This is a genomic window from Bacteroides sp. 224 (assembly GCF_010500995.1).
In the GTDB taxonomy this organism is placed as follows: domain Bacteria; phylum Bacteroidota; class Bacteroidia; order Bacteroidales; family Bacteroidaceae; genus Bacteroides.
The window spans coordinates 282,837-306,420 of record NZ_QVMK01000001.1; the positions used below are offsets into that span (position 1 = coordinate 282,837).

The following is a 23,584-nucleotide window of genomic DNA, read 5'->3' on the forward strand; positions in this document are numbered from 1 at the left end:
TTTAAGATTATGACAAGTCAAGCATTGGATGCAACAACTGTATTTGAATCATTGCATCCTGATATGGTAAAACGTACAAGTTCTACTAACCTTATTTTTTCCGGTATTTTATTCTTGGGCGGAATAGCCTCTCTGTTTTCTGGAATTCAGACCTCAGACCATACGTTAAGTCTTGGGCTGAGTGTTGTGGGTATAGCACTTGTTACATGGGCTATTATACGCCTTTTTATTCGTTCCAAAGAGATTGTTTATTTACCAACAGGTAGCGTGGCCAATAAGCAAAGCATCTTCTTTGATCTTAAGTACATGGATGAACTTAAAAAGGTAGTTACCACAGGAAATTCCGGTGTAGATTTACCTCTTAAAAGCGATTCTAATGGAAACGTTCGCATGGATGTTCTTGAAACACGTGATCGCCGGTTTGTAGCTGTGCAGTTACTCCAGTTTGTACCTTATATGTATAGCCCGGTGACTTCGGTTTATTATTTTACGGGTAATGAGGCAGCCGCTATTTCTTCGTTCATCTCTAATTGTGTGAATTAAGACTATTTAGTCGACTACGGCTATCCCCATTTTCTTCATAAGGAAACAAGCATTCATATTTTGAGCTACTCCTTCTCTTAATTGATAAGAGAAGGTTAGCTCATTATTCTTTATATCCGCTTCGAAGCGATAGTTCTTGATGTTATCAGGATAAAGATCGGCCAATGACCCAAGAAGTAGATCATGGGTGGCTATGATTCCATTTGTTTGGAGCATCATAAATTGCTTGATTAAGGCGATAGAACCTTTTTGCTTATCCATTGAATTGGTGCCTTTAAGTATCTCATCCAGAATAATGAAGAGTTCTTCTTTGTTTTCGAGCATATTAATAATCAACTTTAGTCGTTTAAGCTCGGCAAAGAAATAAGATTCGTTATCGCTTAATGAATCTGTAGTACGCAGACTCGTTACGAGTTTGGTGGGGTAAACTGTCATTTCGGTTGCGTAGACAGGAGCACCCATGCAAGCTAATAGATAATTAACACCTACTGTGCGCAGATATGTACTTTTACCCGCCATATTAGCTCCTGTGATGATAATAAAATAAGGACGCTTTCCCATCTCAATATCATTCCTTACGCATTTTTCACGATTCATTAAAGGGTGACCAAGTGCGTTGGCAGTTACATGGAAAGGCGAATCAGTAATTGTGGGGATAATAAAATGCGGATGGTTATAAGCAAAAGTAGCCAGCGAGCAATAAGCATCCATTTTTCCGATAGCTTCCAACCATTGCGGAAGATCTCCTGCACACTCTTCTCTCCAAGCTTCTATTTGCATAATTTGCTTTAACTCCCAAAGCATTAAGCCATTCAGTATGCCGGCCATTAGCATGTTATTTCGTTGATCGAGTGCATGCATTAAAGAAGAAAGACGTTTAATGGACTGAGAGGCAGCCTTCTTATCTGTTCCAACTAATTCTTTAACTTCCTGAAGTACTTTACTGTTTACATGCTGATTCTCAATAAGCTGTATGAGCTGGGCATAAGTAGCCAGAATTTGCATCTTCTTCCCATACATTGTTTGAATACGCGTTATTTTCTGTGTAAAAGTGAAGCTAAGTACAATGAAGGCAACAAAAACAACCCCTGCTAAACTGAATGTGCTAATACCTGCAATAGCTAATAAGATCGAAATAATATTGATACTTAATACAATGGCAGGGAGTACTCTTAATATCTTTCTGCTTCTGAAATAGCTGGGGCTCTTTGCCCAATCGATGATCTCTTTTTTATCGGCCATTTTGCCCTGATAGAGTAAACCCTGGATACGAAACCTTTGACGGAATTTGAGTTCGGGTGTTAGCTCTTCGACTCCCTTTTGCCGCTCCTCTATCTCTTCTTTTTTCTTTAAATGACAATTGAACCAGGCAGCCAACTCATTCTTTCCCATCTCTGTGGAGGTACGGTTTACGAGTTGAAACAGAGAACGATCTCCGAAGATATCTAAATCGTATGTATATAGATGCTCGGAGTTGATGAACTCTTTACCGCCATCGAAAGAGGATATATCGTATTCGATTGCTTTCAGTTCCTGTTCATTGATTTCGATCTTCTTTTCCAAATATTCTTTCTTATAGAAAAGGCGGTTGTGATACTTAATAAGAATGAGGAATGGAACAAAAGCAATAACAGCGATGGCAGCAATGACCGGCCACTCCATTTCGCGGAAATAGATAATGCCAACGATACCCCCTACAAATAATAGAAGGCGGATGCTTCCTATATGATAGATTCTACGCTGTACTTTGTTTAGGTTTAACTCGCTGGTAGATATGATATTCTGATAAATCTCTTTTATTTTTTCTAATGCTTCCATGTAAGTAATTAATTTATAAGACAAAAGTAATATAACTCCTTTATTTTTTGTGTAAATTGACCGAAAGATGTAATTTTAAGGAATCATTAACCATTTAACCCTGCCGGTTTATGAAAAAGTATATAATGTTGCTTTTATGCTGTTTTGCACTGTATGATGCAGTTGCACAAGACATCATTTATCATAGTCTGAAAGATTTTATGAACAATAAAGGTGACACACTTGAAAGTCCTCAGAGGCTCTTTGTTGAAAAGCGTACAAAGAATCAGATAATGCTCACAGGCGGAGCAGACTATAAAATTACTTCCAACCGGGTATCTATAAACAGACAACTTAAATCTGCTTATATGGTTAGGCAACATGACGATTGTTTTGTGAACTGTAAAAAGCTTCGTTTTAATAAACTGCGATTCGGTGGATGTTATGCCTCTGCTATGTTAATTACCGATAAGATTTATTTTAGTGCTATCCCTTTGGGAGTTGCTGCCATGAGAGTAGTGGAAGAAACACCTCATGGGCTGGGTGCTTTGGGAGATGCTATCACGACTTCTGCCGTTACTACAAGTAGGGTGTATTATGAAATTGATCCTACCACCGGGAGAGTAGAATTTGTAGGTAAGGAAAAAATGGAGCAATTACTTAAAAAACATCCCGAACTTTTAAAGAACTATCTTAGCGAAGATAACGAAGAAGCAACTACAACCGGTAAATATCTGCTGAAACTGAAAGAACAAATATAATATAGCATTCTATTAAACGAATTAAGCCTCGATCTTTTCATCCTATTTATACTGCCTGTAAGCAAGTGTTTTGACTATTTGATAATAAATAGCCAGTATACGCTTGTTTCTTTTTCTTTTATTTCTTATATTGCGATTCTTAATCCTTTGTTTATTGACAAAAAGAAATCTTTGCATCTATGGAAATCACATTAGAAAAAGCATTGCCTCCTTATCCTTCTTTTCAGGAAGGCATTCGCCGGGCACCGGATAGAGGTTATTCTCTTACTCCCGAACAAACAATCACAGCCTTAAAGAATGCATTGCGGTATATCCCTACCGAATTGCATGAGTCGGTAGCCCCCGAATTTCTGGAAGAACTTTACACGCGCGGTAGAATTTATGGCTATCGTTTTCGTCCATCGGGTGATTTGAAAGCGAAGCCGATTGATGAGTATAAAGGAAAATGCATAGAAGGAAAAGCCTTTCAGGTAATGATTGACAATAACTTATGCTTCGACATTGCATTATATCCTTACGAACTGGTTACTTACGGCGAAACCGGACAGGTGTGCCAAAACTGGATGCAATACCTTCTTATTAAGAAATACCTGGAAGAGCTTACACAAGAACAAACGCTCGTGATTGAATCGGGCCATCCTTTGGGGCTTTTTCAATCGAAACCTGATGCTCCCCGTGTAATTATTACCAATTCTCTGATGATTGGTCAGTTTGATAATCAGTCTGATTGGCATGTAGCTGCTCAAATGGGTGTGGCCAATTACGGACAGATGACTGCCGGAGGGTGGATGTACATCGGTCCGCAAGGAATTGTACACGGCACATTCAATACGCTGTTAAATGCCGGACGCTTGAAGCTGGGTATTCCCCAAGATAAAGACTTGCGTGGGCATCTCTTTGTATCTTCGGGATTAGGTGGAATGAGTGGTGCTCAACCCAAAGCAGCCGAGATTGCCGGAGCTGTGGCAATTATTGCCGAAGTAGACTACTCCCGTATCCGGACGCGTTATGATCAGGGTTGGGTGGGGCATATAGCAACAGACGTTAGCGAAGCATTTAGCATTGCTTTTGATGCCATTCAGAAACAAGTGCCTTGCTCTATTGCTTATCATGGAAACATCATTGATTTATTGGAATATGCAGTGAAAGAGCATATTGTTATTGAACTTCTTTCCGATCAAACCTCCTGTCATGCTGTTTACGAAGGTGGTTATTGTCCGGCCGGATTAACTTTTGAGGAGCGCACCAACATGTTGCACGAATCTCCCGAAGAGTTCAGGCGGCTTGTTGATTTGTCTCTTCAACGTCATTTTGAATTGATTAAGATATTGGTTTCTTGGGGAACATACTTCTTTGATTATGGAAATTCCTTTATGAAAGCAATTTATGATGCAGGAGTGCAGGAGATATCTCGCAATGGCATTGATGAGAAAGACGGATTCATCTGGCCAAGTTATGTGGAAGACATCATGGGCCCTGAACTCTTTGATTATGGATATGGTCCCTTCCGTTGGGTATGCCTTAGCGGGAAGCACGAAGATCTTATTAAAACCGACCAGGCTGCTATGGCATGTATCGATATAAATAGGAGAGGACAGGATTTAGATAACTATAACTGGATACGCGATGCCGAAAAGAACCAATTAGTAGTAGGTACCCAAGCGCGTATTCTATATCAGGATGCTGTGGGGCGCATGAAGATAGCTCTTCGGTTTAATGAGATGGTAAGAAATGGAGAGGTAGGCCCTATCATGTTAGGAAGAGATCATCATGATGTTAGCGGCACAGATTCTCCTTTCCGCGAAACAGCCAACATAAAAGATGGAAGTAATGTAATGGCAGATATGGCCGTACAATGCTTTGCGGGAAACTGTGCCCGAGGAATGAGCTTAGTTGCCTTGCATAATGGTGGTGGAGTAGGTATCGGTAAATCTATAAACGGAGGTTTTGGTATGGTTTGCGATGGCAGCGAGCGAGTAGATGAAATATTGCGCTCTGCCATGCTGTGGGATGTGATGGGTGGAGTTGCCCGTCGTTCCTGGGCACGTAATGCCCATGCAATGGAAACGAGCGAAGCCTTTAATCAATCTCATAAGGATGAAGGCTATCATATAACCATTCCTTATTTAGTAGATGAAAATATTCTTGAAACATATATGAATCGTAAATCGTAAATAAAACCATGAGTTGGAATCAAATCATTGAATGCGTACCTAACTTTAGCGAAGGGCGCGATTTGGAGAAGATAGATAAAATAGTAGCTCCCTTTCGTGGAAAACAAGGAGTAAAACTATTGGATTATAGTAACGACGAAGACCATAATCGTTTAGTTGTTACTCTGGTAGGAGAGCCTGAGGCACTGTCGGAAGCTATTATAGAAGCTGTTGGAATAGCTGTCGACCTAATCGACTTAAATACTCATAGCGGCCAACACCCACGTATGGGGGCTGTAGATGTTATCCCCTTTATCCCCATAAAAAATGTGACGATGGAGGAAGCCATTGCGCTGTCGAAACAAGTAGCCGGGAAGGTGGCCGAGCTTTATAAATTGCCGGTCTTCTTGTATGAAAAGTCGGCTACAGCCTCTCACCGCGAGAATTTGGCTGCCGTTCGTAAAGGAGAGTTCGAAGGTATGGCCGAAAAGATAAAACTACCCGAATGGAAACCCGATTTTGGCTCTGCCGAAAGACACCCCACAGCAGGTTCGGTAGCCATTGGAGCCCGTATGCCTTTAGTGGCTTACAACATCAACCTAAGTACCAATAACCTGGATATTGCCACTCAAATAGCTAAGAACATCCGACATATAAACGGAGGTTTACGTTTTGTAAAAGCCATGGGAGTGGAGCTAAAAGAACGAAACATCACCCAGGTATCTATTAATATGACCGATTATTCTAAGACTGCCCTTTACCGCGCTTTTGAGTTAACCCGTATTGAAGCGCGTCGCTATGGAGTCACCATTGTGGGGAGCGAAATCATTGGGCTTGTTCCTATGGAAGCACTGATTGATACCGCCTCTTATTATTTAGGATTGGAAAACTTCTCCATGCAGCAAGTATTGGAAGCGCGAATAATGGAATAGTGATGAAAGAGAATCTGATTATTTTCAATGCACACATTGTAACCCCATTGGGCTCTTCGGCTCGTAAAGGAGAAGAAATGTCTCAACTGCATCATATCGAAAAAGGTACGATAGAGATAACAAACGGACTCATAACATACGTGGGGCCTTCTCGCAATAATGAGAAGAGCGGATTCAGATGGGGGTACTATTGGTACGATGCACAAGGAAGATGTGTGTTGCCCGGATTTGTAGATTCTCATACCCATTTTGTATTTGGTGGCGAGCGTTCGGAAGAGTTCTCCCGGCGACTGAAAGGCGAGAGCTATATGTCTATCATGGAAAACGGAGGGGGTATTGCAGCAACAGTTAAAGCTACCCGCGATTGTTCCTTTGAGCAGTTGCGTACCCGCGCAGCAACATTTTTGAAGAAAATGACTGTGATGGGTATTACCACCGTAGAGGGGAAGAGCGGTTACGGGCTCGACCGGGAAACGGAGCTTCTTCAACTTAAAGTAATGAAAAGCCTGAATAACGATGAGCGTAAACAGGTAGATGTCGTATCTACTTTTTTGGGAGCTCATGCTTTGCCACAGGAGTACGTTGGTCGTTCCGATGAATATATTGATTTCTTAATCAATGAAATGCTTCCAATTATCCGTAAAGAAAACCTGGCCGAATGTTGTGATGTGTTTTGCGAAAAAGGAGTCTTTTCCATAGAGCAATCTCGCAAACTACTGCAAGCCGCCAAAGAACAAGGACTTCTATTGAAACTTCATGCCGATGAAATAGTATCATTAGGAGGTGCCGAACTTGCAGCAGAGCTGGGTGCTCTTTCTGCCGATCATCTTTTGCAAGCTTCCGACGAAGGCATACGTCGCATGGCAGAAACCGGTGTGGTGGCTACCTTGCTTCCGTTAACCGCTTTTGCCTTGAAAGAGCCTTATGCCCGAGGCAAGGAAATGATACAGGCAGGTTGTGCCGTAGCCCTGGCCACCGATCTGAATCCGGGAAGCTGTTTCTCCGGCTCCATTCCGTTAACAATTGCGTTGGCTTGCATTTATATGCAACTTTCTGTAGAGGAAGCCATTACAGCATTAACCCTGAATGGTGCAGCAGCTTTGAACCGGGCAGATTCTATTGGAAGTATAGAAGTGGGCAAAAAAGGAGATCTTGTTATTCTGCCTTCGGATAAATATACGATTCTTCCTTATTATGTAGGGATGAATTGTGTAGATGTTACCGTGAAAGAAGGCATGTTGTATATAAATAACTAAGTATAAATTAAAAGTAGAGAGACATGTTGACAGATTTAAGTGTAAATGATTTCTTGAATGAAGTAGCCGCTAAGGAACCTATACCGGGCGGAGGAAGTGTATCTGCTTTGTGCGGAGCCATTGCTTCGGCATTGGCAGAAATGGTAGCTAATCTTACAATTGGTAAAAAAGGATATGAAGCGCAAGAGGAATTGATGAAACAAATGGCAGAAGTTGTAAACAGACGGCGAATGCTTTTTACTGAAGATATAGACCGGGATTCGGATGCTTATCAGAAAGTTTTCGAATGTTTCAAAATGCCTAAGACAACGGATAGCGAGAAGAAGGAGCGTAGTGCCGCCATTCAGGATGCAACCAAATGTGCAGCGATTATCCCAATGGAGGTTGCCCGTAATGCTTATGCCTTGATGGGAACAATTGCAGAGGTGGCAAGTGCCGGAAATAAAAATGCCATAACAGATGCTTGTGTAGCCATGATGACTGCACGGACAGCAGTGATGGGGGCCTTGCTGAATGTACGGATTAATCTGGGTTCGTTGAAAGATCGGGAGTTTGTCAGAGAAATGGCCGATGAAGCAGAACGCCTGGAGCGGAAAGCCGACGAAAAGGAAAGGGAGTTATTAGAAGCTGTTAAGAAAGAATTGGAAGTATGAAAAACATCTATTATGTAGGCTCGGGCGAGTTGACTTTCGAAGTCATTGAACAAATTATTGATAACAACCTGAAGCTCGATTTAGCTCCGGAAGCCAAAGAACGAATCCTTAAGTGCCGGGATTATCTGGATCAGAAAATTCAATCTTCCGACCAACCTCTATATGGCATTACTACCGGTTTTGGCTCTTTATGCAATATAAATGTATCTTCCGATGAACTTAGCACCCTGCAAGAAAACCTGGTAAAAAGTCATGCTTGCAGTGTAGGCGAAGAAATTCGTCCTGTCATTGTTAAGTTGATGATGTTGCTTAAAGCCCATGCTCTTTCGTTGGGGCATAGCGGCGTACAGCTTATCACGGTGCAACGCATTCTCGATTTCTTTAATAATGACGTGATGCCCATCGTTTATGATCGTGGCTCGTTGGGAGCTTCGGGCGATTTAGCACCTTTAGCCAACCTTTTCCTCCCTTTAATTGGGGTAGGAGATGTGTACTACAAAGGTAAGAAATGCGAAGCCATTAGCGTACTCGACGAATTTGGTTGGGCTCCTGTAAAACTGAAAAGCAAAGAAGGACTTGCACTATTGAATGGGACTCAATTTATGAGTGCCAATGGCGTATATGCATTGCTCAAAGCTTTTAAACTATCGAAGAAAGCCGATCTTATAGCTGCCCTCTCATTGGAAGCATTCGACGGACGGATAGACCCGTTTATGGATTGCATCCAACAAATTCGCCCGCATAAAGGACAGATAGAAACGGGAGAATATTTTCGCAAGCTGCTGGAAGGAAGTGAAATCATTTCGCAGCCTAAGAAACATTTGCAAGATCCGTACTCTTTCCGGTGCATCCCTCAGGTACATGGTGCTACTAAGGATGCTATCAGGCATGCGGCTTCGGTGCTGTTAACGGAAATCAACTCCGTAACCGATAATCCGACTATATTTCCGGATGAAGATTTGATTATTTCGGGAGGAAACTTCCACGGTCAGCCTTTAGCACTTGTATATGACTATTTGGCTATTGCTTTGGCAGAGTTAGGGAATATCTCGGAACGACGTGTAGCTCAACTCATTATGGGGCTGCGTGGATTGCCCGAGTTCTTGGTTGCCAATCCCGGGCTTAATTCGGGTTTTATGATTCCGCAGTATACGGCAGCTTCTATCGTAAGCCAAAATAAAATGTACTGTTACGCAGCTTCCAGCGATTCGATTGTATCTTCCAACGGACAAGAAGACCATGTAAGTATGGGTGCCAATGCGGCAGTCAAGCTATATCGCATCATTGATAACCTGGAACACATCTTGGCTATTGAGCTAATGAATGCGGCGCAGGGTATTGACTTCCGTCGTCCGCTTAAATCGTCTCCTTTGTTGGAAGAATTCTTATATGCCTATCGTAAGGAAGTTCCTTTTGTGAAAGATGATATTGTAATGTATAAAGAGATACATAAAACAGTTGCATTTTTAAGCAGAACTAAACTGAAATAACGGAAAAACAGGTTGTCTTTCCTCTTTTTTGCTTACCCCTTCTGTACTGCCTCTGGCGTGGGTAAATGCTACTTGCATTTCCATTAAATGCTTACTTCATTCGGATTAAATGAAGTAAGCATTTGCTTTAAATGATAGTAGCATTTAGTCGGAATGCTTATGGCTTCGCATCAATCTTCCCTAATCGACTGAATATTTATGCACTACTGTTAATCTATGTCAAAACCGGAATAAAACACTGGAAACTGAATTTGAGTTTTTAGTTTTCTCTATATCTTTGTCGGCTTGAATAATGATTCGGATTACTAATGATGTAGTTAGAGCAGAAAAAATGTAATAATGAAAGAACAAAGGAAAGATTCTTCCTCAAAAGAGGTGTTAAGAGAAAGAATTATAAAACAAGCGCTTGACGATTTTGCTGTACATGGTATTAAGAGCATCCGGATGGATGATATAGCAAATGCACTTAAAATCTCTAAGCGTACTTTGTATGAGACATTTGCGGATAAAGAAACTTTGTTGCGCGAGTGTATCTTATATCATCAAGCTACTTCGAGAGAAACATTGAAAGAGTTGGTGGCAAACTCTACGAATGTGCTTGAGGTAATATTGAAGTGTTACCAGGCAAGTGTAGAAGCCTATCATAGAGTGAACAAAGCCTTTTTTGAAGACATGAAGAAGTATCCTAAGGTTTACGAATTACTTAGGAACAATAAAGAAAAGGATAATGACGTTGCTGTAAACTTCTTGCAGCAAGGGGTTGAACAGGGACTTTTTAGAAATGATATAAACTTTGCCATTCTGCATGCAATGTTAAGCGAACAGATGGAGTCGCTAATGAACTCTAAGTTAGGGCAGAAATACGACTTCCTGGAAGTATACGAATCAATTATGTTTATCTATTTGCGTGGAATATCAACCGAAAAGGGCGCAAAGGAACTGGAAGAATTTATAAAAGAATATAGAACAGAAAAGAGTAAACAAAGAAATCAAGAAAATCAAGACAATAAAAGTTAATGAACTTAGGTATGAGAAAAGTGAAGTGTTTAATCGGTAGAAAGATGGTGTTTGCTTTAGCCTTAACTATGGCCTTTGGAAGTGTAAAGGCACAAGAAACTAAAGAAACGCTGACTCTTACGTTGGAACAGGCAATAGAGATTGCTTTGAGTGAGAATCCAACAATAAAGGTTGCCAATGAAGAAATTACTCTGAAAAAGGTAGCAAAGAAGGAGGCTTATGCAGGACTTCTTCCGGAAGTATCATTGGGCGGAACTTACGAGAGGGCAATAAAAAAGATGTCTATGTCCATGAATGGGCAGTCATTTGAGGTTGGAACGGATAATACAGCTTCAGGAGGGCTACAAGTAGGACTTCCTATTTTTGCACCAGCTCTTTATAAAGCCATTAATATGACGAAGACCGATGTTGAATTGGCAGTAGAAAAAGCCCGTTCATCCGAATTGGATATGGTAAATCAAGTAGCAAAGGCATATTATATATTGCTTTTATCACAAGATAGTCATGACGTGCTTCAGAAGAGTTATGAACAGTCAGAAGCGAATTTTAATGTTGTGAATGCAAAGTTTGGTCAAGGTGTTGTTAGTGAATACGATAAAATTAGAGCAGAAGTACAGATGCGGAATTTGCTACCTTCGGTTGTTTCGGCTCGTAATGCAGTAGACTTGGCTAAATTGCAATTGAAAGTATTAATGGGTGTAGAACCCGAACAAGATATTGCAATTGTAGGAAGCCTGAAAGATTATGAGTTGTTTGTGTTTGGACAACAGTTATTGAAAGACCAATTGATATTAGATAATAACAGTGAATTAAGGCAGTTGGATTTAAATACAGAGCTGTTGGATAGGGCTTTGAAAGTGCAAAACACAAATTTCATGCCTACATTAACAGCAGGCTTTAATTATCTTTATAGAGCAATGGAAAATAATCTTTCACTTGCACATTATGATTGGAAGCCATATTCTACCTTGAGTCTGACATTATCCATTCCTCTCTTTAAGGCTACTAACTTTACGAAGGTTAAGCAAACCAAAATTCAAAAGCATCAATTAATGCTTGGCAGAATAAATACAGAACGCCAATTGCAAATGTTAGTAACTTCTTATCAGAACAACATGAATGCAAGTGCAGAGCAGGTTGCAAGTAATAAAGAGAGTGTTCTATTGGCAGAAAAGGGATGTGAAATCTCGAGGAAACTTTATGAAGTAGGTAAAGGTACTATATTGGAGCTCAATGACTCGGAAGTAGCACTGACACAGACAAAGTTAACTTATCATCAAGCAATCTATGATTATTTAACTGCTCAGGCTGATCTTGATAAAGTTTTGGGGAAAGAAAGAAATATAAAATAAAAAGAAAAAGAATACAATGAAAAAGAGTTTTTATTTGATTGCTTTAGTTGCTGTTGCAATTATAAGCTCATGTTCCGGAGGTGGAAAAGATGATTCTACTGTAGAAAAGAAAGAAGATAAACCGATTGTTAAATTGGCAAAGGTGGCTTCTCGTCCTGTAGATCATCTTGTTGAATATACTGCTACGGTAGAAGCTGAGGTTATAAATAACATAGCTCCAAGTGTACCTGTGCGTATCAATCGTATTATGGTAGAGGTGGGAGATCGTGTAGTAAAAGGGCAGAAACTGGTAGATATGGATGCTTCTAACCTTCAACAACTGAAATTTCAATTGGAGAATCAGGAAATAGAATTCAAACGTATGGATGAACTTTATAAAGTAGGTGGAATCTCCAAATCAGATTGGGATGCTTTCAAAACGTCATTGGATGTAATGAAAACATCTTATAAGAATTTGTTGGAAAACACTTCTTTAGTGAGCCCAATCAACGGAGTAGTCACTGCTCGTAACTATGATAATGGTGATATGTTTAAAAGTGAAAAACCGGTATTAGTAGTTGAACAAATCAACCCCGTTAAGCTTATGGTAAACGTTTCCGAAACTTATTTCACACAGATTCAAAAAGGAGCTTCGGTATCTATTAAGTTTGATGTATATGGAGATGAAGAGTTTACAGGAAGAGTAAGTTTGGTTTATCCTACCATTGATCCGGCTACTCGTACATTCCCAATGGAAATCAAATTGGATAACAAAGATCAAAGAGTGCGTCCGGGAATGTTTGCCCGTGTAACCATAAACTTCGGAACACGCAACAGCGTGGTAGTACCCGATGTAGCCATCGTGAAACAAGCAGGATCGGGAGACAGATACGTATATGTATACAAGAACGGAAAAGTATCTTATAATAAAGTAGAACTTGGACGTCGTATGGATTCAGAATACGAGCTGCTTTCGGGTGTAGATAACGGATCAGAGGTAGTTATCGCAGGTCAGGCACGCTTGCTCAACGATATGGAAGTAGAAGTTAGTAAGTAACAGAATTAAAACGAATACAGTATGAGTATATACGAAGGATCGGTTAAGAAACCGATTATGACCGCACTTTGCTTTGTAGCAGTAGTGATTTTCGGTCTTTTCTCCTTGACAAAACTACCGGTCGACTTGCTTCCGGATATTGAGACAAATACCATCATGGTAATGACCTCTTATCCCGGTGCCAGTGCGTCGGATATTGAAAATAACGTTTCGCGTCCTTTGGAAAATGTGCTGAATACAGTAAGTAACCTGAAGCACGTAAGTTCAAGATCGTCAGAAAACATCTCAGTAATCACATTAGAGTTTGAATATGGTTATGACATTGATGTGCTGACAAATGATGTACGCGATAAACTGGACATGATTTCGTCTTCTCTTCCCGATGATGCGGAAACCCCTATCATCTTTAAGTTTAGTACAGACATGATTCCTATTATCATGCTATCCGTACAAGCAGAAGAAAGTCAGGCAGCACTTTATAAGATTCTGGATGATAATGTGGCAAATCCCTTGGCACGTATTCCCGGGGTAGGAACGGTATCTGTGTCTGGTGCACCCAAACGCGAAATACAAGTGTATTGCGACCCCAACAAGTTGGAAGCCTATAACTTGAGTATAGAAACAATTAGTGCTATTATCGGAGCAGAGAATAGAAACATTCCCGGAGGTAACTTTGACATCGGAAACGAAACCTACGCACTACGTGTAGAAGGAGAGTTTAAAGATGCAGACGAGATGAAAAACATCATAGTAGCTGTGCACAACGGAGCCAGTGTACATTTAACCGATGTGGCTACTATCACCGATACCGTAGAAGAACGTGCACAAGAAGCCTATACCAATGGCAAGCGCGGAGCAATGATTATTGTTCAGAAGCAGTCCGGAGCCAACTCCGTAGCCATTGTAGAGAAGGTAATGAAAGAGCTTCCTAATTTGCAGAAGAACTTGCCTTCGGACATCAAATTGGGTATAATCTTTGATACGTCGGAGAACATTCTGAACACCATCAATAGTTTAAGTGATACCGTAAGAGATGCGTTGCTTTTCGTGGTGCTTGTGGTATTTGTGTTCTTAGGTAGATGGAGAGCTACACTTATTATCTCTATCACCATTCCTCTTTCGTTGATATCATCATTTATCTATCTGGCGATATCCGGCAATACCATTAATATTATCTCTCTGTCTTCCCTCTCCATTGCGATAGGTATGGTGGTGGATGATGCCATTGTGGTATTGGAGAATGTCACGACGCACATTGAGCGAGGGTCCGATCCTAAACAAGCAGCTATTCATGGTACTAACGAGGTAGCTATATCGGTAATTGCGTCTACATTAACCATGCTTGCCGTGTTCTTCCCTCTGACCATGATTACAGGTATGACAGGGGTGCTTTTCAAACAATTGGGTTGGATGATGTGTACAATCATGATAGTATCTACCGTGGCTGCTCTTTCTCTTACCCCGATGTTGTGTTCGCAACTGCTACGTTTACAGAAAAAGCAATCTAAGACTTTCACTGTTATTTATACTCCTATTCAGAAAGCGCTCGATGCATTAGATAAGTGGTATGCCAATATGCTGAACTGGGCTGTACGTCATCGTCTGGTTGTGATCTTATTGTGTGTAGCATTCTTCGTGTTGAGTTTGTTCTCTGCCAAAGGTATTAGTACAGAGTTCTTCCCTGTGCAAGATAACGGACAGATTACAGCCACCCTCGAAACACCTATAGGTACACGTATGGAGGTGGCCAGAGATTTATCAACCAAATTGGTAAATGAATGGTTAAGCAAATATCCCGAAATACAAGTGTGTAACTTCCGTGTAGGACAGGCCGATTCGGATAACGTATTTGCCTCTCTTTCGGAAAACGGACCGCACATTGTTTCGTTCAATATTAAGCTTTCGAATCCCGGCGAACGTAAACGCAAAAAAGAACGTAGTATGACGGAGGTAGGCGATGAAATGCGTAACGACTTACTGGCATACCCGGAATTCAGCAAAGTGAAAGTGGTTGTTGGAGGTAATAGCGGTATGGGTGGACAATCTACCGCCGACTTTGAAATCTATGGATATGATATGGCGTTAACTGATATGGTGGCCGATACATTGAAACATAAACTCTTTAATATTAAAGGGGTATCGGAAGTAAATATCAGTCGTGGCGACTATCAACCTGAGTTCCAAGTAGATTTCGACCGCGAGAAGTTAGCACTGCATGGCTTGAACCTTTCTACTGCCGGTAACTATCTTCGTAACCGTGTGAACGGATCTACAGCATCGAAGTATCGTGAAGATGGCGACGAGTATGATATTGTGGTGCGTTATGCTCCCGAATACCGTACAAGCATTGCAAGCTTAGAAGACATCATTATATATAATAATGCAGGAAAACCTGTTCGTGTAAGAGATGTTGGTAAAGTGGTAGAACGCTTTACTCCTCCTACCATCGAGCGTAAAGACCGTGAACGTATTGTTACAGTTTCGGCTGTAATATCAGGAGCGGCTTTAGGAGATGTAGTGGCCGAAGGTAAAAAGGTGATTGACTCTATGGAACTTCCGGCTGGTATAAATGTGCAAATTGCGGGTACGTACGAAGATCAGGTAGAATCTTTTGCCGATTTGGCTACCTTAGGGGTACTTATCATCGTGCTTGTATTTATTGTGATGGCGGCACAGTTTGAATCTTTATCCTATCCGTTTATCATTATGTTCTCTGTACCTTTTGCGGTGAGTGGGGTGTTGATGGCTCTATTCATTTCCGGAAGTACGTTAAGTGTAATGAGTTTGCTGGGAGGTATCATGCTTATTGGTATTGTGGTGAAGAATGGTATTGTGCTTATCGACTACATTATATTGTGTCGCGAGCGTGGACAAGCCGTAATATACTCGGTAGTAACCGCAGGTAAGAGCCGTCTTCGCCCGGTATTAATGACTACGCTGACTACCATTCTTGGTATGATTCCGATGGCTGTTAGTTCAGGACAAGGAGCAGAAATGTGGCGCCCGATGGGTATTTCGGTTATTGGTGGTTTAACAGTATCTACTGTTCTGACACTTGTATTGGTGCCGGTTCTTTATTGTGTATTTGCAGGGGTAGGTATTAAGCGTCAGCGCAGATCTTTAAAAAAGAAAGCAGAGCTTGACGAATACTATGAAGCAAATAAAGATAAGATGTTGAAGAATAAAAAGAAATCAAACATAGAAGAATGAAATCAGTATTAATAACATTTGACCAGGCGCACTATGAGAATGTAATTGCTACCCTCGAACGTATGAACTGCCGCGGCTTTACATACTGGGATAGGGTGCAAGGACGTGGTTCTAAAACCGGTCAACCTCATTTCGGAAGCCATGCATGGCCTTCAATGAACTCAGCTATTATTGCAGTAGTAGAAGATTCGAGAGTAGAAAACTTACTTGCTGCATTAAAAGAACTGGATAAGAAAAAAGATCAGTTAGGGCTCCGTGCTTTTGTGTGGGGTATAGAGCAATCTATTTAAATTGATTGAAAATAGATAACTAAAGGGAGAGTCTACATTATTTGTAAGATTCTCCCTTTCTTTTTATCCTTTTATTTATCTTTGCCCACTCTTTGTTTTAACAGGGATAAGAAGAATGAAGAACTATTTATCACATACACTTTGGTTAACACTACTTTTGCTGATTATTCTTCTTGGGATGAATTGGCTACCGGCCATTACTATTAATGGATATACCTTAAGAAAGGTTGATTTATTAAGCGACATACGACCACCGGAAACAGAAGAATTTGTTGATACATTATCATTACCTCCAATTCCGGTTGTGAAGCCGGCATTTGTAGATACATGCATGACGGGACTTACCTGCATTCAGGATTATAGCGATTCTACTCTCAGAGGGATGATTCCTTTTTACCGGGCACTCAGTAATATGGATTCTCTTGAAAGGCCTGTGCGCATTGCCATGTTTGGCGATTCGTTTATCGAAGCCGATATCTTTACCGCCGACCTTAGAGAGATGCTTCAACAAAAATATGGAGGCTGCGGGGTTGGCTATGTGGATGTTACATCTACAACGTATGGCTTTCGTCCTACTGTTCGTCATTCTTTTCGTGGTTGGAGAAGTCATGCTGCCACTGATAGCACTTATTTCGATCGGAAGAAACAAGGCATTTCCTGCCGCTATTTTATTCCCACCCCCGGAGCCCATGTGGAGCTAAACGGGCAAACAAAATATGCAACCCTACTGGACACTTGCCAGGAAGCATCAATCTATTTCTATACACACGGATCATTGGAACTGACGGCTTCGGTTAATCGTTCTGCCAAGCAGCAACAGCAATTTACGAAGTCGAACCATCTACAACAAATGAAGGTGAAAGGAGATATCGGCTCAATACGTTGGACTGTGAACCGGGCGGATACAACAATTTTCTATGGTGTTGCTATGGATGCAGAAACAGGTATCTCGGTAGATAACTATTCGTTGCGCTCAAGTTCGGGACTTTCTTTGCGGTACATACCTGCCAAAACATTGAAAGATTTTAATGATCTGCGACCATACGACTTGATCATCTTACAATATGGTTTGAACGTAGCTACTTCTCGTGGCTCTAATTACGACAGCTATCAGAAAGGATTGCTGGCCACCATTGAACACCTGAAAGAATGTTTCCCCCAAGCCGGATTCCTATTACTCAGTGTGGGAGATCGTAACTACCGTTCGGATAGCGGAGAGATGCGAACCATGCTTGGTGTAAAGAACCTGATACGCTATCAGCAAAATATTGCGGCAGAGAGTTCCATTGCCTTCTGGAATATGTTCGAGGCTATGGGAGGAGAAGGAAGTATGGCTCAGTTAGTAAATGCAAAGCCACCTATGGCAAACTACGATTATACACATATTAATTTTAAAGGCGGTAAGCATTTGGCTACATTATTATATGATGTACTAATCTATGGTAAAGAACAATATGACAGGAGATGTGCTTATGAAAAGGAATAGTTTACGATTAATAGGGACTTTACTCTTTTTCTTTTTGGGGCTTTCTGTTGCGTTTGCTCAGGATCAGATTCCGGTGCAACCTAAACCCGATTCAATTTTAATAATTAAACCATTAAGGGAGATTATGAAAGTAGATTCGGTTTTTGTTTCTATAACCATGCCGGAGTCATTTGTGGGACTGAATGATAATTGTATTATAGACCCCAATGAAACGCTAACCCCTTTTTTGGAACATTTGCGGCTATTGAGAGCCGGAGCATCTCGTGATAGCATCCGGGTTGTGCATATTGGAGACAGTCATGTACGAGGCCATATCTATCCGCAAGCTACGGGTGCTCGGCTGAAAGAGGATTTCGGAGCTGTGATTTATACAGATATGGGGGTGAATGGGGCAACCTCACTAACATTTACCCATGCTCAGCGTATTGCCGATATTGTGAACTTAAAACCGGATTTATTAATCCTCTCATTCGGCACAAATGAAAGCCATAATAAAAAGTACAATCAGAATATCCATTATAACCAAATAGATGAACTGGTTAAATTGCTGCGAGCAGATTTACCGAATATTCCCATCTTGTTAACTACTCCTCCGGGAGCTTACGAGAGTTTTCGACAACGAAAAAGAAGACGGACTTATTCGGTTAACCCACGTACCATCACGGCAGTTGAAACCATTTTCCGTTATGCCAGAAATCATAAACTGGCCGTATGGGATTTATTTGCGGCTGTTGGTGGTGCCGAGCGTGCTGCAAAAAACTGGTGGGATTCTAATTTAATGAGACTGGATCATATACATTACTTGCCCGAAGGTTATGTGCTGCAAGGCGAGTTACTGTACGAAGCAATTATTAAAGAATACAATACTTATGTCTCTTTTTGATATAGATATAGATCGGCTGAAAGATATATTCCTGTATAACCCACAGGCTCCTATGATATTTAGTAGTGGTTTTTTTCTGTGGTTGTTCTCCTGGTTTATCATTATATATATGCTGCTGAAAAAGCAGGATACTCCCCGTATTCTTTTTGTGACTCTTTTCTCTTATTATTTCTATTATAAAAGCAGCGGAACTTATTTCTTTTTATTGGGAATTGTTACAGTTTCCGACTTCTTTATTGCTCGGTGGATGCATCGTAGCCATAAAGTGAGTATAAGGAAGTTGCTGGTTGTTCTTAGTCTATGTCTCAATCTTGGGTTGTTGTGCTACTTTAAATATACAAACTTCTTTGGCGAGATAATAGCTTCGTTAACGGGAGGAACTTTCTCTGCTTTGGATATATTCCTGCCGGTTGGAATCTCTTTCTTTACCTTTCAATCTTTGAGCTACACAATTGATGTTTACCGGAAAGAGATAACCCCTTTGAGCAGCCTGTTGGATTATGCGTTTTATGTGTCTTTCTTTCCGCAGTTGGTAGCCGGACCGATTGTTCGTGCCCGTGATTTTCTTCCTCAGATAAGAAAACCACTCGTGGTAACTCAGGAAATGTTTGGAAGAGGCGTTTACTTTATTGTATGCGGGCTATTTAAGAAAGCAATCATCTCCGACTATATCAGTGTGAACTTTGTGGAACGCATCTTTGCCAACCCTACCTTGTATTCCGGAGTAGAGAATTTAATGGGAGTGTATGGATATGCTTTACAGATTTATTGCGATTTTTCCGGATATAGCGATATGGCTATAGGTATTGCTCTGCTTCTTGGATTCCATTTCAATATCAACTTTGATTCTCCTTATAAGTCGGCTTCCATCACCGAATTTTGGCGTAGGTGGCATATCTCCTTATCAAGCTGGCTTAAAGATTATTTGTATATATCATTGGGTGGAAACCGAAAAGGTAAATTCCGCCAATACCTCAACCTGATCATTACCATGTTTCTGGGTGGATTGTGGCATGGTGCTTCGTGGAACTTTGTTGTTTGGGGAATGTTTCATGGGGTAGCCTTGGCTTTACATAAAGGTTGGATGACTATTACTAAGCAGAAGAAAAGTACTCATGGCATCAGACAGCCATTTTTGGGTAAGATATGGCATTGGTTCGGAGTTGCTATAACCTTTCATTTCGTGTGCTTCTGTTGGATATTCTTTCGCAACGTGAGCTTTGAGAATTCGGTTAATATGCTTGGGCAGATTGCAACCAACTTTCACCCCGAATTGTTCGGGCAGCTAATAACCGGCTATTGGCGCGTTTTTGCCTTGATGCTTTTAGGCTTCTTACTGCACTTTGCACCCGTAAAATGGGAGCAGGCTTTTGAGCGCAACATTATTGGGCTCCCATTTTTAGGTAAAGTGGTGCTGGTGGTAGCACTGATTTATTTGGTTATTCAGATTAAAAGTAGCGAGATTCAGCCGTTTATCTATTTCCAGTTTTGATAGGATGTGTAAACCAGAAACAGGAACCTACTCCAACTTTGGAAGTAACTCCGATTTCTCCACCCATTTGTTCTACAATACTATTGCAAATAGATAATCCGAGTCCGGTTCCCTGAACGAAATGATTAAGCTTCACAAAACGCTGGAATATGGCTTCTTGTTCTTCTTCCGGTATACCGCATCCTGTATCTTGTACGAAGATCTTAATCTTATCTTTTCCTTCTTGCTGAAAACCTACGATGATACTACCTTCGGTGGTAAACTTGATGGCGTTATTCATGAAATTGCCAATAACCTGCATCAAACGATTCTTATCGCTGAATATGCGGCAAGATGATATGTGCTTACCATACAGTATTTTAACTTGGCTATTTTGTGTTTTTATACTGTATGTTTGTACCATTTCGGCACAAAGTGCATTTACATCTACCTCATCATAACTAAAATCGAGGATGCCGGCTTCTATCTTAGACAAATCGAGAATATCCGAAATGAGTTGCAACAATAAATCGTTGTTTTCCTGGATAATGTTTGCATAGAAAGTTCTTTCTTCTTTATCCTCTGCATCGGCCAAGAGCCCGGAAAAGCCAACAATGGCATTTAAAGGGGTGCGTATTTCGTGACTCATGTTAGCAACAAAAGCCGATTTTAGTTTGTCGCTGACTTCGGCCTTTTCTTTGGCTTCGATAAGTTTGGTTTCTGTATCTTTTAGGTTAGTAATATCGAAGTTAACACAAAGCATTTCAAGTTTTGAAGAGTCGGCATTTGCCGGGTTTTTAAGTACATTAACCTGTGTCCAACGCCATACATTATCTTCGTGTAATACGCGTAGATCTTCGGAGAAACCATTGATTTCTCCGGCTTTTACCCGGTCTATATGCACGAATAGTTTTTGCCTATCTTCTTCATTTACATGGTTATATACACTTATAATCTGATTGAGTGGTGTGCCCGGCTTTTCGCCTAAGTTGTGATACCATTGTGTTACTCCATTGCCTTCTCTGGTATTAAGGTCGAATTTGCAATAACCAATTTTTCCGTATTTACTGATTAATGAGAACGAACTCTCGAATTCGGCAATTCGGCTATAGGCTTGGTTTATTTCTGTATTGTCTATGTTTATAAATAGATAGTTGATAATATTTCCTTTACTATCATACAGAATGTTTCCTTTTGAATAAATCTCAATCGCATCTTTCCGGGTAGAGGTGTAGTAATCTTTAATGGTGTTGAAGGTATAGTTTACACGGAAAGACACAGACTGTTCGTTTTGTAATGCATTGATTATATCCTTCGGCATATTCGGGTTGTTGAATAAATTGATGCCTAATACATCTTCTTTACGTGTAAGCCCAAACATTTTTATATCACAGCTATTCATGTCGATAAGCTTCCCGTCTTTATCATAAAGTTCTATGCCTACAGGCAGGTTATCGTATATATTTCGAAGAATCTTTTCGCTGCGATCCAATTCTTCGTGCATTTTATGAGATTGGGTGATGTCGGAAAGTAAGCAAACAATCTGATCCTTTGTAATAGCATACATCACAGTGTTGCAGTATTTGTTTATATCCTTAATCCATTGCTGGAATTCTAAATGCCCTTCGGTATTTAATATTTGTTTGAATAGTTTTAATTCTTCACTAAAATTATTCCTACATATACTTCCCTTTATATTGATAAAGGAATGGAATGGAAGTTGGAAAATCTCTTCGGCAGCTTTATTTGCTTCCAGTGGAATGTAGTCAATCGGGTTGCCCGAGTCGTCAAAAATAATTTTTAGGCGGAGATATGCTAAAGGCATATTGGCGTATAAGTTCTGTAGCTGGGCCTTGTCGAGTAATGCAGTTTTTTCCGAACGATGTAGCTCTATAAAAAGACTGATAATATTGGCCATAGAACTGAACCATAGCCGATCATCTTCGCTCCAGTGATGAAAAGAATCAACTACGTCAATCCCCACATATCCCCACACACCGTTTTTAGAAGCTAATGGAACAACTATAAGCGATTTAATATCTTGTACCAGGAGCAGTTCTTTGGCTTCGGCCGCTTCTTTCGGTAGCTCTTCGAGACTTGACAGTATAATCGAGTTGCCACTCATTAGTTGGTTGCTCCACCAGTCGTTGTGCATAATAGGAAGATCTGTTAAGATATCCTTTTCGGGCTTTATGTTTTCGTCAACAATCTCGTATGTGCAAGATTGGGTTTCGTTTTCCCAATTATACTCAAATATATAGGCTCTTCCGGCTTTGAACTGCTTTAAAATATCAGTGAGCACCTGATTAATAATTTTTTCAGGAGAGTCTGCTTTTAAGAATGATAATAGTATCTCTGAAACGCTGTTTAGTTGGTATAATAAATTGTTGAGGCGTAAAGATGCTCCCTTTTCCGGAGATGCGATTTCCGGGTTCGTTATTAATTGAAAATAGCCTGTTTCGCAATTCTCCTCTAAACTCTTATGAAGAGACTTTGAACGTATCCAAATCTCTTCATCATTATAAATCAATGGGAATATAACTTCTTTGCTGAAAATATTTTCTTTGCTCTGAAGAAGCTTTTCTCTATAATCTTTTCGAGTATTTCTTATGATATCATTTACCGGAAGAGTATTAACCTCTAATTTCAATAAGTCTTTAATAAAATCGGAGAATGTAAATTGTAGTTTATGATGATCGAGTTCCCACCATCCTGCATTGAGATCAGTTAATACCAGATTCAATACCTTGTTCTCGTTAGTTGTATTTCTGCTCACAATAAAAATAAGTTTTATGGTCTATTACAAAGATACATAATTTTATGTGATATACGTCTTTGGTTTCCGCCATAATCTTCTATTTTTTCACTCCCTTTCTTCTCCTTTTCCTTTCTTCTTTTCTGTATTTCTTAAAATTTCTAAATAGGTTTCGTTATTTCTCTTCTTTTTCTTTTGTTTCCTGGATAAAATATTCTGTTAATTCCCGCCTCATTAAACCTCTTTCTCTCCTTTTGATAAGCCGTTTTATTCAAATTCGTTCGCATTCCTTCTTCTTACACTTCTCTTAAAACCGAAAGATTAAAAGTATAGCAAACCGTATAGCAAAAAAATGGCTATATATATAATGATGATGATAATGATGTAAAAATGAATAGACCAAAACAGAAAACATCCCCTGTTGCTACCATCACTTTCTCAACCTTCCAGTAGCATTTACTTCAATTGCCGGTATCACTTTTTGTAATTCCCGGCACCT

The 23,584-nt window shown here is 40.3% G+C and carries 17 protein-coding genes; 15 read left to right on the plus strand and 2 right to left on the minus strand.

Annotated features, from left to right (window positions below; all coding sequences use genetic code 11):
- Window positions 1-9: 9 nt before the first annotated feature.
- Complete coding sequence (locus D0T60_RS01180) at window positions 10-543, plus strand: hypothetical protein (RefSeq protein ID WP_163216318.1); 534 nt, start codon at window positions 10-12, stop codon at window positions 541-543.
- A gap of 6 nt (window positions 544-549) precedes the next feature.
- On the opposite strand, the gene D0T60_RS01185 is transcribed toward D0T60_RS01180, so the two are convergent.
- Window positions 550-2,361, minus strand: a complete 1,812-nt coding sequence (locus D0T60_RS01185) for a MutS family DNA mismatch repair protein (RefSeq protein WP_163216319.1) — start codon at window positions 2,359-2,361, stop codon at window positions 550-552.
- A 110-nt stretch (window positions 2,362-2,471) separates the two neighbouring features.
- On the opposite strand from D0T60_RS01185, the gene D0T60_RS01190 reads away from it, so the two are divergent.
- The 14 genes from D0T60_RS01190 (at window position 2,472) to D0T60_RS01255 (ending at window position 20,351) form a co-directional block, all read left to right on the plus strand.
- Complete coding sequence (locus D0T60_RS01190; RefSeq protein WP_163216320.1) at window positions 2,472-3,101, plus strand: DUF6563 family protein; 630 nt, start codon at window positions 2,472-2,474, stop codon at window positions 3,099-3,101.
- 179 nt (window positions 3,102-3,280) lie between these two features.
- Window positions 3,281-5,275, plus strand: a complete 1,995-nt coding sequence (locus D0T60_RS01195) for a urocanate hydratase (protein WP_163216321.1) — start codon at window positions 3,281-3,283, stop codon at window positions 5,273-5,275.
- Between the two features lie 8 nt (window positions 5,276-5,283).
- A complete protein-coding gene (gene ftcD / locus D0T60_RS01200; protein ID WP_163216322.1) occupies window positions 5,284-6,186 on the plus strand; it encodes a glutamate formimidoyltransferase in 903 nt (300 codons plus the stop codon).
- A 2-nt stretch (window positions 6,187-6,188) separates the two neighbouring features.
- Entirely contained in the window at window positions 6,189-7,442 is a 1,254-nt protein-coding gene (gene hutI, locus D0T60_RS01205) for an imidazolonepropionase (protein WP_163216323.1), read from the plus strand.
- A gap of 23 nt (window positions 7,443-7,465) precedes the next feature.
- Window positions 7,466-8,095, plus strand: coding sequence for a cyclodeaminase/cyclohydrolase family protein (locus D0T60_RS01210; RefSeq protein WP_163216324.1), 630 nt, complete (start codon window positions 7,466-7,468; stop codon window positions 8,093-8,095).
- Window positions 8,092-9,585, plus strand: coding sequence for a histidine ammonia-lyase (hutH, locus tag D0T60_RS01215; RefSeq protein ID WP_163216325.1), 1,494 nt, complete (start codon window positions 8,092-8,094; stop codon window positions 9,583-9,585). Before D0T60_RS01210 ends, hutH begins: the two co-directional genes overlap by 4 nt.
- Window positions 9,586-9,924: 339 nt before the next feature.
- Window positions 9,925-10,602 carry a TetR/AcrR family transcriptional regulator gene (locus D0T60_RS01220; protein ID WP_163216326.1) on the plus strand — a complete coding sequence of 226 codons (678 nt, stop codon included), beginning with the start codon at window positions 9,925-9,927 and terminating at the stop codon, window positions 10,600-10,602.
- An 11-nt stretch (window positions 10,603-10,613) separates the two neighbouring features.
- Window positions 10,614-11,954, plus strand: coding sequence for a TolC family protein (locus D0T60_RS01225; RefSeq protein WP_163216327.1), 1,341 nt, complete (start codon window positions 10,614-10,616; stop codon window positions 11,952-11,954).
- A 16-nt stretch (window positions 11,955-11,970) separates the two neighbouring features.
- A complete protein-coding gene (locus tag D0T60_RS01230; RefSeq protein ID WP_163216328.1) occupies window positions 11,971-12,990 on the plus strand; it encodes an efflux RND transporter periplasmic adaptor subunit in 1,020 nt (339 codons plus the stop codon).
- A 21-nt stretch (window positions 12,991-13,011) separates the two neighbouring features.
- The gene (locus D0T60_RS01235) at window positions 13,012-16,200 is read left to right on the plus strand and encodes an efflux RND transporter permease subunit (RefSeq protein WP_163216329.1); all 3,189 of its coding nucleotides are present in this window, start codon (window positions 13,012-13,014) and stop codon (window positions 16,198-16,200) included.
- Window positions 16,197-16,490 carry a PG0541 family transporter-associated protein gene (locus tag D0T60_RS01240; RefSeq protein ID WP_163216330.1) on the plus strand — a complete coding sequence of 98 codons (294 nt, stop codon included), beginning with the start codon at window positions 16,197-16,199 and terminating at the stop codon, window positions 16,488-16,490. Before D0T60_RS01235 ends, D0T60_RS01240 begins: the two co-directional genes overlap by 4 nt.
- A 115-nt stretch (window positions 16,491-16,605) precedes the next feature.
- Complete coding sequence (locus D0T60_RS01245; protein ID WP_163216331.1) at window positions 16,606-17,976, plus strand: hypothetical protein; 1,371 nt, start codon at window positions 16,606-16,608, stop codon at window positions 17,974-17,976.
- A complete protein-coding gene (locus D0T60_RS01250; protein WP_239059469.1) occupies window positions 17,930-18,859 on the plus strand; it encodes an SGNH/GDSL hydrolase family protein in 930 nt (309 codons plus the stop codon). Before D0T60_RS01245 ends, D0T60_RS01250 begins: the two co-directional genes overlap by 47 nt.
- Window positions 18,846-20,351: an MBOAT family protein gene (locus tag D0T60_RS01255; RefSeq protein WP_163216332.1), complete on the plus strand. Its 1,506-nt coding sequence runs from the start codon at window positions 18,846-18,848 to the stop codon at window positions 20,349-20,351. Before D0T60_RS01250 ends, D0T60_RS01255 begins: the two co-directional genes overlap by 14 nt.
- Here the strand turns inward: D0T60_RS01255 and D0T60_RS01260 are convergent.
- Window positions 20,332-23,106 (minus strand): ATP-binding protein, encoded by a 2,775-nt coding sequence (locus D0T60_RS01260; protein ID WP_163216333.1) that lies wholly within the window; start codon window positions 23,104-23,106, stop codon window positions 20,332-20,334. The two genes, D0T60_RS01255 and D0T60_RS01260, sit on opposite strands and share 20 nt — an antisense overlap.
- Window positions 23,107-23,584 lie beyond the last annotated feature (478 nt).